Annotated in this window: 15 protein-coding genes; 2 read left to right on the top strand and 13 right to left on the bottom strand. The window is 39.1% G+C overall.

The genetic code is table 11. The annotated features are described in order from the left end of the window. Window positions 1–133: 133 nt before the first annotated feature. The 9 genes from MKY52_RS26765 to MKY52_RS26725 all read right to left on the bottom strand — a co-directional run bounded on the left by MKY52_RS26765 (window position 134) and on the right by MKY52_RS26725 (window position 6732). The gene (locus MKY52_RS26765; protein WP_341054698.1) at window positions 134–934 is read right to left on the bottom strand and encodes a GNAT family N-acetyltransferase; all 801 of its coding nucleotides are present in this window, start codon (window positions 932–934) and stop codon (window positions 134–136) included. A gap of 96 nt (window positions 935–1030) precedes the next feature. Further along, on the bottom strand, window positions 1031–1777 hold the full coding sequence (locus MKY52_RS26760) for a class I SAM-dependent methyltransferase (RefSeq protein WP_341054697.1): 747 nt from the start codon (window positions 1775–1777) through the stop codon (window positions 1031–1033). A 14-nt stretch (window positions 1778–1791) separates the two neighbouring features. Continuing rightward, the gene (locus MKY52_RS26755) at window positions 1792–3003 is read right to left on the bottom strand and encodes a DUF2812 domain-containing protein (protein WP_341054696.1); all 1212 of its coding nucleotides are present in this window, start codon (window positions 3001–3003) and stop codon (window positions 1792–1794) included. Next, a complete protein-coding gene (locus MKY52_RS26750) occupies window positions 2984–3331 on the bottom strand; it encodes a PadR family transcriptional regulator (protein ID WP_371915742.1) in 348 nt (115 codons plus the stop codon). Before MKY52_RS26750 ends, MKY52_RS26755 begins: the two co-directional genes overlap by 20 nt. 165 nt (window positions 3332–3496) lie before the next feature. Continuing rightward, window positions 3497–3814, bottom strand: coding sequence for an iron-sulfur cluster biosynthesis family protein (locus MKY52_RS26745; protein WP_341054695.1), 318 nt, complete (start codon window positions 3812–3814; stop codon window positions 3497–3499). 122 nt (window positions 3815–3936) lie between these two features. Continuing rightward, window positions 3937–4395 (bottom strand): DMT family transporter, encoded by a 459-nt coding sequence (locus MKY52_RS26740; protein ID WP_341054693.1) that lies wholly within the window; start codon window positions 4393–4395, stop codon window positions 3937–3939. 38 nt (window positions 4396–4433) lie between these two features. Next, window positions 4434–4859, bottom strand: coding sequence for a DMT family transporter (locus tag MKY52_RS26735; protein WP_341054691.1), 426 nt, complete (start codon window positions 4857–4859; stop codon window positions 4434–4436). A 190-nt stretch (window positions 4860–5049) separates the two neighbouring features. Beyond that, window positions 5050–5451, bottom strand: a complete 402-nt coding sequence (locus tag MKY52_RS26730; protein ID WP_149644449.1) for an NUDIX hydrolase — start codon at window positions 5449–5451, stop codon at window positions 5050–5052. Window positions 5452–5508: 57 nt separating this feature from the next. Further along, window positions 5509–6732 carry an MFS transporter gene (locus MKY52_RS26725; protein ID WP_341054689.1) on the bottom strand — a complete coding sequence of 408 codons (1224 nt, stop codon included), beginning with the start codon at window positions 6730–6732 and terminating at the stop codon, window positions 5509–5511. Window positions 6733–6865: 133 nt separating this feature from the next. On the opposite strand from MKY52_RS26725, the gene MKY52_RS26720 reads away from it, so the two are divergent. Next, entirely contained in the window at window positions 6866–7762 is an 897-nt protein-coding gene (locus tag MKY52_RS26720; RefSeq protein WP_341054687.1) for a LysR family transcriptional regulator, read from the top strand. 44 nt (window positions 7763–7806) lie between these two features. Here the strand turns inward: MKY52_RS26720 and MKY52_RS26715 are convergent, their stop codons facing one another. Together MKY52_RS26715 and MKY52_RS26710 are read right to left on the bottom strand one after the other, a co-directional pair. Further along, window positions 7807–9549: an ABC transporter ATP-binding protein gene (locus MKY52_RS26715; RefSeq protein ID WP_341054685.1), complete on the bottom strand. Its 1743-nt coding sequence runs from the start codon at window positions 9547–9549 to the stop codon at window positions 7807–7809. 14 nt (window positions 9550–9563) lie between these two features. Beyond that, on the bottom strand, window positions 9564–11009 hold the full coding sequence (locus MKY52_RS26710; RefSeq protein WP_341054683.1) for an ABC transporter ATP-binding protein: 1446 nt from the start codon (window positions 11007–11009) through the stop codon (window positions 9564–9566). Window positions 11010–11441: 432 nt separating this feature from the next. Between MKY52_RS26710 and MKY52_RS26705 the strand changes: the two genes are divergently transcribed. Beyond that, window positions 11442–12242 carry a polysaccharide deacetylase family protein gene (locus MKY52_RS26705; protein ID WP_341054680.1) on the top strand — a complete coding sequence of 267 codons (801 nt, stop codon included), beginning with the start codon at window positions 11442–11444 and terminating at the stop codon, window positions 12240–12242. 68 nt (window positions 12243–12310) lie between these two features. On the opposite strand, the gene MKY52_RS26700 is transcribed toward MKY52_RS26705, so the two are convergent. Together MKY52_RS26700 and MKY52_RS26695 are read right to left on the bottom strand one after the other, a co-directional pair. After that, entirely contained in the window at window positions 12311–13453 is a 1143-nt protein-coding gene (locus MKY52_RS26700) for a stalk domain-containing protein (protein WP_341054679.1), read from the bottom strand. A 146-nt stretch (window positions 13454–13599) separates the two neighbouring features. Continuing rightward, window positions 13600–14760, bottom strand: a complete 1161-nt coding sequence (locus MKY52_RS26695) for an alanyl-tRNA editing protein (RefSeq protein WP_341054677.1) — start codon at window positions 14758–14760, stop codon at window positions 13600–13602. Window positions 14761–14828: the final 68 nt, after the last annotated feature.

Here is a 14828-nt window from a genome sequence, read left to right as displayed (position 1 = left end):
TCCATTCGTTCCGATGATCATTCTCTCATAATTATAGAGTTATACCAAATTACAATTCATATTAAAGTATTTACAACTCCACGGTAAATATAATAAAAACGTCTACTCCATTGAATAGACGTCTCTGAAATGATTATATTGCAAAAGCTCCACACTTATATTGATGTATCTGTTGAAACCCTAGTCGTAGTGCCGATTTTTTCGAAGCTTCATTATCTAGTGAACAATCCCAGTAAGGAATAAAGCCATTGGCAAGCACATCTTCAACTACTAGCGTTGCTAAATGTGTCCCCACTCCTTGTTTCTGATATTTAGGAAGGGTTTCAATTCCGATTGCGTGTGTATCCTGTGTAACAAAACTAGAATAACACACACCCATAACCTCAGATCCCTCAACAGCAGCATATCCGTAGCCTTTTTCAGCAAAGTCTTCTTTCGATGACCAGAATAAATCAATATTTTCATGTACAAATTCTATATTCTTTAGATCTGAGTTCTCCCAATCCAGCATTTTAAGATTTATAGTTCTAATCCCATTAGTCAGGCTCGTAGGCGGCTTGTGAAGTAACTTGAACACCATCTGTTCAAAAGGATATAACTTCCTAGAAGGAAACATCAATTCCAGATTCCATTCATCATGTTGACCAGAAACTTCGAAATGTTCCATCCCGAGTTCCTTCATTCTAGGTACAATTTGATCTGTTACATAACTGTCCAGTGCATGGATAAAGGCTTGATTGGTGTGATCGCCGATAAGATAAAACCCTTCAATCCCCTGACTCCATACTAACGCACTCTTTGGTGCTGTAAGTGGATCGACAAAGATCCAACCAGGATTATTGCCTTCAATCACAGAGAGAATTTCAGGATGGATATGCTCTCCTTGAAGTAGTGGCTTCACTTTATAATAATCCTCATGAGGTATTTCATGCATACAAACACTCCCCTTATTATCATTGCAAAATGCTGTATACATAAGTATAAAGTAATCGTCCTTCATCGGTTGGTAAAGTTTATTCATAACTGAAGATTACTGTCCATGCATAACTGTTTTCCTAGCCTTAATTAATAAAAATGAAGGTCTCCTTCTTTCATTTATTAATTTGGGCATCTTCTCAAGACCCTCAAGGTTGGATTCAGGTTCAACAATTTCTTCAATAGTCAGTCCATTTTGGATCAAAGTATTAAGTAAAGTTGAAAGTTTTCTATGGTATTTTATGACACCATCGATTCCCCAAAACTGATTTCTGAGACCTTCTTCTCCATAATTATCAATGGGCCAATGTAGGATATTATGATTGGAATCTTTAACCCACCCACTTTGAATCTTATTTGATAAAACAACAGGATGTTCTGTTGAAAATACTAGGTATCCATTTGGTTTAATCCACTTTGAAATCCTACTAATGAGTGTTTTATAATCCTCGACATAATGAAAAGCTAACGAACTTACTACCAAATCAAATTCATTTCGATTAAATTCGATTTCTTCCATAGAGCCCTGTATATAACGGATCTCAGGTCGTTTCCTTGCCATAGCTAACATCTTCTCTGATATATCTACACCTGTTACCTGTGAAGCGTGGTTATCAATCATATAGTTCGCCTGTTCTCCAAAACCGCAGCCAAGGTCGAGAACATTTAAATCCTGTAGGTTTGGAAGTAACCCTCTTATTGCAGGCTGTTCAATAAAGTCATTGTATGTAATTCTTGACTCCCTTAAGTTCTTATACATTTGAAAAAACTCAGGGTTGTCATAAATGTTCTGTCGCATCATACACCTCCACGATATTATTGATGATGTTTACGAAGTCGGTTGTAATATAGCCAAGTTCTGCTTACATATGATCCAAACATTAGAATTAAGATGGCGTACAAGATCATATTTATGATCTGCAATCGATCCAAGTTAGAATAAGTCGATAATCTTACATTTAAACCAATGATATACATATATAAAATAGTGAGGGGTAAGAACATAGCAGAATACGTTAAAGCTATACGTCTAGCTAGTTTCAACTGATTTAACTTATCGCTGTATATTTGCGGTTTTACTTCACCTGAAACATATTCTTGGCCCCATAAGACCCACTTCTGACTCCATGAACTCGATTTATACAGACATACCCAGCCAGAATCCGTATGAATGTTGAAGTAATTGGTATCAGCAGTATTTTGTAAGTCCGCACAATAACACATCTTACGAGGCTTCCCTTTTTTAAAATAAAAGGCAGTTCCTGTTTTGCCAACTCTGTACAGATTGTATCCTTTTTCCTCCATTCCCTCTAGCCACTCTTCAAGCCGATCCGGCGCATACATCCATCCAAGCTTCCACTTCATAACAAGTTGACCTGAACTTTTCAAACGCTTCTCTTCATTCTTACTTAGCCTGTCTTTCAGAAAGGATGTCCCCTCACCATTTTGCTTGTTTGGTTGTATGAATTCTTCTGTTAATCTTTGGTTCGTCTTGTTTAATGTGATCAGCGAATATACGGTGAAAATACATAAGATAATGCTAAGTCCTAATGCAGTAGCGGGAATAAAACCATAAGGTCCGTTGAAGACATTAAAATGACCAGACTTGGAAACACTCATTGCTATCGTACTTATTAAAATTACATTGAGTAATGCAACCATTAAATAAATCAATATCCCCGTAAAAATATACATGATCTTCTTGTTATGCTTTACGATCCCTTCTCGATCAGGAAATGTCCTTATTTGTTCTAAAGGCAGCCTATTCATCGTCACAACCCATTTGCCGCTCTGTAACACCTTCGTCCAGCCAAAATTTAATAATCCTTTAGAAAGGGATGGATTTGGAACTTTATCGAATACGATCCGATAGTTAGCTACGTTCGATTCAACCTGTTGAAAGTAAAAATTTCTAGTTAAACGGTTGATTCGGATAAGTACGTAGCCTTTTTGCGCCATAGAAGCTAACCATTCTTCAGTTTTCTGAACATCATAACTCCAAAAGGGTCTAAATATTTTGATAATCATCTATGTCACCTCCATATTTTATAGCATTCTCATGTAGCTCTTTAAGCCTATTAATCTCTGTAGCAAGAATTAGCATCCCTATGTCTGTTCTTTCGTAAACTGTTTTTCTCTCTTCATCAGCAAAAACAGTAATCATCCCATCTTTTTGCATCTTCGTTAACGTGCCATAAACTGTACCTGAACCTAACAAAAGACGTGCTTTCGTGATTTTCTCCACATGCTTCACTATTCCATATCCATGACGTGGTTCATCTAAGGATAAAAGAATATAGAATGCTGTTTCAGTCATGGGTACGTATTTCTTCAATACTTTCTCAGGGTTCAACATGCCCAGCTCCCTTTATTTATACGTCGCATTTAAATATGTCTTAACGTGACTATATCACGTCGTGACATAGTCTACAATATTAATGCTCGAAAAAAATAAAATAAAGTGTGTAAAATCGCTTCATCAGCCATTCTACACACTCTACATTCAACTGCTCCAACCTGCCTAACGAATATCTTTTACACGAATATTACTACCTAACAGACTCGAATCACTACTTAATCGGAATGACGGGTAATTCTCATCTGCTTCAAGTCGCATCTGTTCATCAAATAAAGACTCCTGTTGCCGGTCAACAAAAAAAGTAAAAGGCTCTTTCTGAATTTCAATATCTGTAGCATGAGGTTCACTAATGACCTGAATTACGATCACGCCATTACAACCACAGCCCTCTGTATCGAAGAATAATTTAAAATATCCTGGTCGTTCACCAAGGCTTTTTTCTAACTTTTCAATAGTTTGGGAGTTCAATTGTATGAACATAGGATGATCTACTCCTTATTTATAATCGAGCTATTACTTTCCCAAAGTATAATTTGATTTCCTTCCATCCTCGTGTGATTGCCATCACTTCTATTTTGACAGACATGCGACTGAGGGGAAGCCTAAACCGCCTTCTGCGTCTCCCGTTCACCACCTAGCTTAAACACGAGAATACCTCCAACAATAACAATCACTCCGACCAACTGCTTCCAAGTAAAAGGAACCTTTTCAAGCCCTAACCAGCCTAGTGAATCCCAGAGCAGTGCAAACCCAAGCTGAGAGATTAATACGATCGAAATCGCATACGTAGGGCCCAACCGCTTAGTTCCTTGCACAAGGCATATTACTACCCCAACCCCGATCAAACCACTGATCCAATACCAAGGCTCCATATTTCTCAAAGTAAATATACGGTTTCCTTCAACGATAAGACTTATGATAAATGAAGCTAGGAATCCCATCCCTAACACTAAAGTTGTCGTGGCCCAAGATCCAACCTTTTCATTAACTTTTGTATTAAATATATTTTGCAGACTCACTAGTGATCCCGCGATAAGCGCTAATATCAAACCAATAATCATAACTTAACTCCTCCATTTATCGACTTTACGCAAGGCCATTAAAATTTCAGTATTACTACGCCAACGATCATCAACCCGATGCCGATGAACTGCGGCAGTTTCATTTTTCTCTTTTCCATTCCAAACCAGCCTTTAATATCAATTAAGAACGTAAGACATAGCTGAGCAATCAACAATGAGGATATCGTAAACGTAACACCAATTTGCTGAATGGCCGTTACTTCACTGAAAATAATAACAGCCGCAAAAGCGCCACCGATCAAATATAATGGTTTTACTTGCTTAAAGCCTCCCTTTTTCCCATCTCTAACGAACAAAAGAATGAGAAAGGACATGATGAACCCTGTTAATTGTGTAATTGTAGCCGCCTGCCAAGTCCCGATATCTTGACTAATTCGAGCATTTGACACGCCCTGTAGCGTAATACAAGCCCCCGCTAAAAATGCAAATATAATTCCTCTCATTTCTCTCTCTCCTCAACTTCGATCTCTTACATATTAAATAGCAATTCAAGGGTTTAAAAAAGGACATCTGTCCTTAATGAGAAGAAACGTTGCTATCGCCCAACAACGACCTTTGGCTCGTAGAAATAAAAAGACCGTCTCAAGCCAACTTGCTGGCTTAAAACGGACTTCAAATGCTGTATATGGTTGATTATGAGAGCAAATTCTTCTCATGCAATTGATCAAAAATAATTTGGGTAACAACAGACACGCGATCCCGATCCTTATAGCTTAACCAAGATAATTCCTCGATTTCGGACGCTGGCGTTAATGTCCCTTCATAATCCGCAATATAACAGGTCATTTTGACTGTAACACCCTCTGCTTTCCCATGAGCTTCTGCCTCAAACGTTCCAAAATAAGAGACAGTCTCTGTCTTGATCTGAACAGAAATCTCTTCCTCGATTTCGCGCACGAGCGTCTCTTCGTCTGTTTCTCCGGCTTCTCTTTTTCCTCCAGGTAAATAATACATATCTTTCCCTTTGGAACGCGCACATAAGACTTGTCCATTCTCGATATGAATCCAGGCGATTTTATCAATGATTGTTGTCATATTGTTCTCCCCATGCCTTTTTTTCAACAATTATATCATACAGCTGAACGTATACATTTATGCAACGTCAGCTTTAGATTTTTGAACGCGAAGCTTACATTGAGGTAGGTGATGAAGCAAATAGTATACAGCAACTGAGATAAGCGTTACGAACCCTGCAACTTCGTACATCATACGGTAATCTGTATAAGAAGCAACTACACCCATAATATAAGAACCCGCTCCATACCCCAAATCAAATAACAAGAAAAAGGTTCCGTTTGCGCTTCCTCTACGTTCTTTATCGGCTAATTTAAGTGCAAGCGTCTGAAAGCATGGCATAAGTGCGCCATACCCAACCCCCATAATGATGCCTGAGAACATCAACATGAATCCGGATTTAGCTTGACTTAAGCTAAGCAGACCTACAGCGAAGATCAGAATTCCGGGATAAATGAGAATATGTTCATTATATTTATCGAATACTTTACCGATTAGCGGTCGAAACAGCACAATCATAATCGCAAAGGCCACAAAAAAATAACCGGTAAGCTGTGATTGGTTAATTTCTTTTGTAAAAGAAGCGATAAAACCAGATAAAGAACTATAGGAGAACGCAAGCGTAAATCCAACAAGCGAGATGGGCAGTGCTTTGGGTTCAATGACGTCACTCCAGCGAAGACCCTTTCGCATCTTCACAGGTTCCTTAACGGCTTTTTTAACCGTATCCTTCTCTTCTTTGGGCATACGAACGCCTAATGTGTATAATAGCGAAAGCGCAGCAATCACACATACACCTAACAGCAGTACATGAATGTTCTCATCTTTCCATAGAAAAAGACCCAAAGCTGGTCCAATGACCATCGCAATACTCATAAACATACTGAAATAACCGATGCCTTCTCCTTGGCGTGAGTACGGGATTAGCGTGGAAGCTATTGTACTTGTCGCTGTCGAGGCAACCGCATAACTCATACCGTGAATGAAACGAATCACCAGAAACAATACAATTCCATTAGCTCCGAAGTATCCTATACAGGCGAGTAGAAATAAGACCAGCCCAATAACCGCCATTTTCTTTTTACCGAATTTATCAACCCATGATCCTGAAAAAGGACGGATCAATACACCTCCGAGGACATAGATGGTAATGGCTAACCCCATTTGCTGCTGATTCCCGTGCAAGCTTTCCTTCACGTATAACGGGAATGCAGTCGCCAGAATGTAAAAGGTCAGAAACATAAAAAAACTACTCAAACAAACAACAATAAAATTCCGGGTCCATATTTTCTCTCTAATCACAGCAGACTCTCTCCATCCTACCTATATCTTTTTATATGTTACAATAGTATAGGACCGAAAATTAATTAAGTAAAATACATATTATATGATGGATATATCACATTAGAGTTATGAATAAAGAGAGGTCAATGTTATGGAATTCCTTCAGCTTCAATATTTCCGTGTAGTTGCTCGTCTTGAGCACATGACTAATGCCGCCAAAGAATTAAATGTATCTCAACCCTCACTTAGCAATTCCATCCAACGGTTAGAGAAAACCTTAGGTGTTCCCTTATTTGAACGCCAAGGCAGAAATTTAAAATTGAACGAATTCGGAAAAACATATCTTCGTCGTGTGGAGCAAGCATTTCTGGAACTGGATGAAGGTCAGCATGAGCTCACAGATATGGCCGGACTTGAACATGGTGTAATATCTATAGCAGTTACTCTACCGTATGTATTGCCCACTTTACTAAAAGAGTTTCTTACCCTTCACCCGCACGTTCGGATCATTCAGCGTCAGCTTGGCTCAGCATTAGAAATGAGAAACGATCTGGAGAGTGCAGTGATTGATTTTTGCATATCTTCGACACCTGTTACCGGACCAGACATCGAATGGTTTACCTTAGCAGAAGAGGAATTATGTTTAAGTGTGCCGAAGAATCATCGTTTTGCCAATCGCGAAAGTATTTCTTTGATTGAAGCTGCAGGTGAGAATTTCATTTCTTTGTCTTCTAGATCTAATTTCCGTGAAATAACAGATGCATTTTGCCGTCAAGCTGGATTTGAACCGCTAATTGCTTTCGAGCTCGAAGAAGTAAGTGCCGTTCAAACCTTAGTTCAGATGGGGCTGGGTATCACCTTTACTCTCCCTTTAGCCTTAAGCAGGAGAAGTAAAAACACAGAAATCGTTCAATTGAAAATAACCGATCCGTTTTGTCAACGCACTTTTGGCATCGCCTGGAGCAGAAAACACTTTTTATCACAAGCGGCTATACACTTTCAGAAATTTGTTGTGGATTTTTTTAGTAAACCTCATGAGTATAGTTAAGGAGAATATGCCATCTTATATCAATTGCAATCACATCTAATAAGCTACTTATACCAAGAGGATTGTAAAGCGTACATGTTTGCATAAATCCCATTGTGATGTACTAAGTCTTGATGATCTCCTACTTCAGCAATTTCTCCATGATACATAACATAGATCGTATCAACATTCTTCGCCCAACCCAAGCGATGAGAAATAAAAATAGCTGCTTTATCTTGGCAGATTTCTAATAATTTCGTATAGATCTCCATCTCGGCATTCGAATCAATCGCAGAAGTAGGTTCATCGAATACTATAAGCTCCGCATCATTGTATAACGCGCGCGCAATCGCCAGCTTTTGCCATTGTCCACCTGATAGCTGCCTGCTTCCTTCTACTATTTGCCCCAAATTCACATCTAATCCGCCTAATTCATGGAGCAAATCTATCAGCTCACATTGTTCTAGAACCCTTAGTATTTTAGCATCATCTGAAGGTGTATTCGCATCGCCCAATAGGATATTTTCTCTTAGTGTCAATTCAAACTTCACAGCATTCTGAAATACAACGGACACCTTACCGTGAGGTTCTAAATGACCCTTCCAGCAAATCGTTCCAGAGCTTGGTCTATATTGACCTAATAACATTTTAATCAACGTAGATTTCCCTGCTCCATTTTCCCCGACGATGGCTATTTTCTCACCCGGCTTTATGGTCATATTGATGTTAGATAAGACATTTTTGTTCGATTTGGCGTATTTAAAATAGACATTTGAAACGGTAATTGGGAGCATAGCATCAGTTGAATTATTGATGTTATTTTTGCAAAAATCCCTGTTCTTATATGTAAGTACTTCATTTAAGTCATATAATTTGCTACTGCTGATGTAAAGCTTGCTTAATGGCCAGGTCAAACTCATAATTTTACCACCACTCGATAACAGCGCCAGAAATAACACCGAAATTGTTCCAATTGTAACTGTATTAGACTCCCCCATTTTGTTTAACAGGTACACTAGAACTACAAAGATAGCACTCGTCTGGACCATAGCCACGACCATCCCTGTTTTGATCTCGAATTTTCTGGCGCTAAATCTTTTATTATGCTGCTTCTTCATAATCATTGCCCAGAGATTTGTAAAATAAGAGATGGAGTTATAAATTCGCATTTCTCGAATCGCATTAGGGTCTTCCAAAGTGTTAGCAACATAGTCTCCCATTCTTCCATCAAAGGTGAGCTCTCTTCCTGTTCTTCTCACTTTAATTTCCGTAAATAATCGAATGGTTAAGGTAGTCACGATCATTAGTGTTACTACGAATGTGACCAAGAAATAACCACTTGTCGCAGACAACCAGATGATGCTTATTAGTCCTGAGATAATTCCTACACTCGATACCAAAAAACCTGTAATCCCCTCTAAATCTTCTCCAACTACCTTTTTAGCTCTTTGCAGTTTATTTCCAAACTCTTCATCATCAAAATCCTCAAAATCAACCCGGTTTGCAATATCTATCAATTCGGATTGAAAAGCGAGAGTTAGTTCCGCATTCATTCGATTCTTCATCATGTTGGTTATGCTTAATGAACAAGCTTGTACGCCATGAATCACAACAAACCATAGAATAGGGAGCAACGTCATAACACCGCGAGCCACACCGTTAATGATATTCACTTGGACAGCGTAAGAATAAAAAGTTAATAATCCACTGATTATAGGGACTATGATAGTGATTGTTGAGATCATCGGACTTTTTCTAACCATCCGCACCAATACCTTAAAAATATTATAGATATCTGACTTCAGCATGGATTTCTCCTTTCTCATACATATAAAGAGGACTGGCGATTAAACATCTTTTTGTATTTACCATCCACCCTCATTAATTCTTCATGCGTTCCACTTTCAACGATTTCTCCATGCTCAAATAGAAAAATTCTATCGACGAATTTGGACATATACAGCCGATGAGTCACTATAATGGAAGTCTGCTGTTCTCCTAATTTCATAAAAGTATCAAACGCCTGTTGTTCCGCATAAGGATCTAGGGCAGCAGTCGGCTCATCAAAAATCATAAGAGCGCCGTCATTGAGATAGGCTCGTGCAATCGCAAGTCTTTGCCACTGTCCCCCAGACAAATCTATCCCTCCAAACTGAGGACCTACTAAGGTATCCAACGCAACACCATAATTATCAGCTTCTGCTTTTTTCATCACGGCTAATAACCTTGAATCGTCATGAATAGTAGCCATATTACCTAATGCAATGTTTTCTCTAATTGGTCTTTGTAACTTAATGAAATCCTGAAAAACAACTCTTGTATCCTGTGTCACGTTATGCGCTAAGACTTCATTCTCACCTTTAAACCACTGGATGCTTCCAGCTGTTGCAGGATACAACCCTAAGATCAACTTAACAAGCGTAGATTTACCCGAACCATTCTCACCTACAAAAGCAATTCGTTCACCTGGATGAATAGTCATGTTTATATTACTCAGGGTGTTCTTAGCGTTGGTCGGATATCTAAAAAACAGCTGATGAACTTGGACCTTCATCGGATCGGTGTTCCTATTGGAATTCACCTCCTGATCTCTAAGCACCTGCTCTTCCAAATCTAAATAAGACGTATAATCCTCGTACCGTAAACGACTCTTCGCTAAGTCAGCGTAAACTCTTGTTAATGCAGGAATAACGATGAATAATTGACTGGATATCTGAAGTAATAACACAAAAAGCCCTGCACTCTGTCCGCTACTTCCGATCGTAATCGCTAGAATGGCAATCGTAGTCCCATTTAATAAGATCATGATTAAGCTTTGGGAGAAGTTGAGGGTTTCAGAATAAATAACCTTACGGTGCATTTGTTTGAAGTTATTCGTAAAGCTCTCTTTCATTGAGGAAAACAAATAGGAGGACATTCTGTACATTCTTACTTCCGGAATGGAATTTCTGTTCATCAACAAATCGACTAAATAGTTGATCATTCGCACAGAGGAGGTTTGATTCGCTGAAATGGACTCTACTTTCTGTGACATTCGCTTCATAAGATAAAGCTGTAGAATCTGCACCCCTAAAATAATCAAAACCAGAATATAGAAGCCATAAACAGATAAGACAACCATTAACACAACTAATGTTATTAGGTGAACTGTCACAGCTGTCCATTGGTCTAACAGATCAATCAAGGAAAGTCGTTTTGCTTTTTCTCTTTTAGTTTTTGTAGCGGGGTCCTCCAAAAGTGCCGTAGATAATTTAGAAGTCTTTTCCAAAATGGTATGTTCCAGTTCATATATACTGGTGGATGTTAAATTGGTGATAGCAATGGCTCGAAGAGAACTATTAAGGCCCGCGAGATATAACATTACCATAAGCAAACTTACTAATAACAAGATATGTTGGTAGGTGTTAGGATTGAAGTTCTGAATGAGGTCAACCACATATTTCGTTGTGAATAATTCTGCAAAAAGGATTGGGGCACTCAGTAAGTTAGTGATAAAATATAAAAGTGAGTTTCTTCTGTCTTTCACATATAATAGTTTTACAACATAGAGAAAGTCAGGCAGACAGCATCTCTCCTTATAAGTGTATTCCATTCTGTAAACACTTTTATTGTTTAGACGTGGAAACCGATTATAACGTTTAATGTTTATAATTGGAAGAGGTAATTTTCGAAATGACCAAATGAACAGGAGTGTACATTCATGAAACTTCAATTTAACTTATTCCCGGGCGGATTGCCCAAGGCGCTCACCATGAGCTATGATGACGGACAGAAACACGATAGTCGCTTGGCGGAGATTTTTGATCAATATGGGATTAAAGGTACTTTCCATTTAAATAGCGCAATGATAAACGCACCCGGATTCTTATCATCTGCTGATGTTAAACATTCGCTCAGAAACCATGAGGTATCTGCCCATTCCGTTACCCATCCACATCTAGAGCGTCTACCTTTACCTATGGTAATCGATGAGCTGTTCGAAGACCGTAAGCGACTGGAGAAACTAGTGGATTATCCGGTACGAGGCATGTCCTATCCATACGGTACATACTCTCAGGAACTCATTGCTCCTCTACAGTCTGTTGGGATTGAATATAGCCGAACTGTCCATTCTACCAAACAGTTTGATATGCCTTTGAATTTCATGGAGTGGCATCCAACATGTCATCATATAGAAGATCTGCATCACGTATGGGAGCGATTTACAACGGAAGGGCCATCCCAGAAACTGAGACTCTGTTATGTTTGGGGTCATAGTTATGAATTTGCACAGCAGGACAATTGGGAGCTTATCGAGTCCTTTTGCCAACAAGCAGGTGGACATTCGGATATTTGGTACGCTACCAATATAGAGATTTATGATTATGTTGCTGCGCTATATTCACTGAAGATGAGTGCTGACAAAACGGTCATCCGTAACAACTCGGCTATTGATGTTTGGGTATCCGTAAATGATCAACCTGTTCAGATTAAAGGTGGAAGTACGATGATGATGAAATAATCCAAAATGCAAAAAAAGAGCGATTTTAAACATCGCTCTTTTTGCTAGTTACATACAAGTGAGTGCAATTATTTGGATTGAAGTGTAAATGTCACTGTTTTTGCTTTTTCCTCAAGGATTGGAGTATAGGTGAATGTCATTACATTCCCTTTGCGACTCTTCAACACTAACATTCTGGTCAATACATATGGATCTCTGCCATCATTTACTCTATCCCATTCCTTACGATCCTCACTAGTAATTAGTTTTTCATAGAGATTAATGATTTCACCGGTGTTGCTATAAACTAAATATAAGTGTGTCGTATCTAATAAACGAACGAGCACAACGTCTTCCGCAGCATACTCCACTATGAAATCTCCTGTTGCTCCTGTTAACTTTTCCATCTCAAATAACTTGCCCAAACCGCCATCCTTAGTAATATATTGAACGTTCTTCCCATCGGTCATATACACCTGAGTGGAAGGCACTTGTGGTGCATGGATATAAGCCGAGTTATTGTAATGATAGTCCATTTGCTTGAGAATAGTGCCCGCTTTGACCAATACTTGATAACTGCTATTGAAATCGGTGAACATGGCATAATGATTGTCCGTTAACTGGAGTAAGTCCGTACCATTGCTCATTTTTTTAATCTCAAAAGCGTAGTTGTAGGCTGATTCCTTGAACGGTAGTCGACCAATAATTACTGGTTTCCCAGTTTCCGTTGCACGGTAATACAAATCGCCGTTTTTTTGAGATATCCAATAGGATCTTCCATCTACAGAAGCAGAAACCAATCTAGCTTCATCTATAATTTGGATAACCCCATCCGTTTTATTAAGCCCCGCTTTACCTCCAAGCGCACTGACCGCTGAGACCAATGGCACGTACACCGAGCCTTTTATAATACGTGGGAACTTTGTTAAGGTCACCACTGCCTCATTCACTTTTGACTTTACAGTACCAGCCGTGAAGATAACCTCACGCTCAGGACGAACCAGTTTGGCCGTTTTGGACGGTTGATCCCATGATAATGTATACCCCATCGCATCTGCGAGTGATTTCAGGGGCACAAAAGTTGTATTCTCCGTGATCACCTGTTTGCTGCTGATTCCGATTTCTTTATAGTTGAATTGAATTTGGTTTTCTACTTGGGCTGATACCGATCCATACCCCGTGCTTAAAATCAAAACAGTCAAGATTCCTAGCGTTACCTTCCATTTATTCATTTCTTTTCGTCTCCCTTGACTCTATAGTCATATGTAATTAGACGACAGGATTTGGAAAAAGTTTCTTGTTTCTGTTTTACTTATAAAAAAGACCTGATCCATGGTAGACTACCACAGTCAGGTCTTTTGTATTTTATAAAGTAATCTTAACTTCTAGCAAACTCATAAAACGCCAAGGCATCTCCCCATGTCTGGAATCCTGCTTGCGCTAGTTTATCACTGCCTCCGCCTTTTCCATTGTAGGCACTAAGATGCTCTTTGAAAAAAGCTCCACAGGAGATCTCCGCGCTGCCATTCTGTGCAAATACAACCTTATTCTCAGCAGAACTAGCCAATAAAACTGGAACATCGCATTTCGCGGTAAGCTTGTTAGCTAAACTTTGTAAATCTTTCAGCGATTTATCCTCGAACACTTCTGAGATCAGCTTTCCTTCTTGCTGTGCTAAAAGCTCCTGTACGACATAATCAACATTCTTCTCTTTAAGTAGGGTAATTTCAGCTTGCAGCTGCTTTTGTTCATTCTCCCATTTTTCAATGCGATCGATAATTTCATCTTTTCCCGTATTGAACTTGGAAGATAGAACTCCAACAATTTGCAGACTGCTATTAAACTCCTCCAAAGCACGGTATCCACATTTAAAATAGATCCGCGTATTGCCTTTTTGTTTCTCCGCTTTCAGAAGCTTAATTATACCAATCTCACCTGTTGAAGATACATGCGTACCACCGCAAGCGTTATATTCAACATCTTTAATTTCTACAATCCGGATGTTCTCCGTCACTTTAGGTTGTTTGACCAATTTAAGCTGTGACGCCTCTTCCCCTGTTACAAAATAGCTCAGGATACTATGGTTCTGGTAAATCTGCCGATTAACCTCCCACTCTATGGAATGAAGTTGTTTAGGCGACAGTTCTGGCACTTCTATATCAATGGTGCAATAATCCTCACCCAAATGAAAGCTTAGAGTCATAAACTGGTACAAATCGAGACAGATGGCTGAGAGCAAGTGTTGTCCACTATGCTGCTGCATATGATCAAATCTTCTCTTCCAATCGATTTGACAAGTGACGGATAAATCATCAGGCAGACGTTCCAGCTTATGCAGGACAAGATCTTCCTCACTGATTACATCAAGTACCGGGATATCCCCAATAGTCCCTAAATCACAAGGTTGCCCACCGCCATGCGGATAAAAAGAGGTCTTCTCCAAAATAACATAGAGTCCATCTTCTCGTTCTATGGTTTCAGTAATACAGGTCTCCCAATCAGTAAGGTATGTAGAATTGTAGTATAGTTTGTTGGTCATATATGTATCCCTCTCTTTTATACGTTTTCGGCACATTAAGCTTATAGTATCATAACGGATTTCAAAGA

The organism is Paenibacillus sp. FSL P4-0184 (genome assembly GCF_038004625.1).
Taxonomy (GTDB): domain Bacteria; phylum Bacillota; class Bacilli; order Paenibacillales; family Paenibacillaceae; genus Paenibacillus_AQ.
This window is presented reverse-complemented; position numbering and strand designations above follow the sequence as displayed.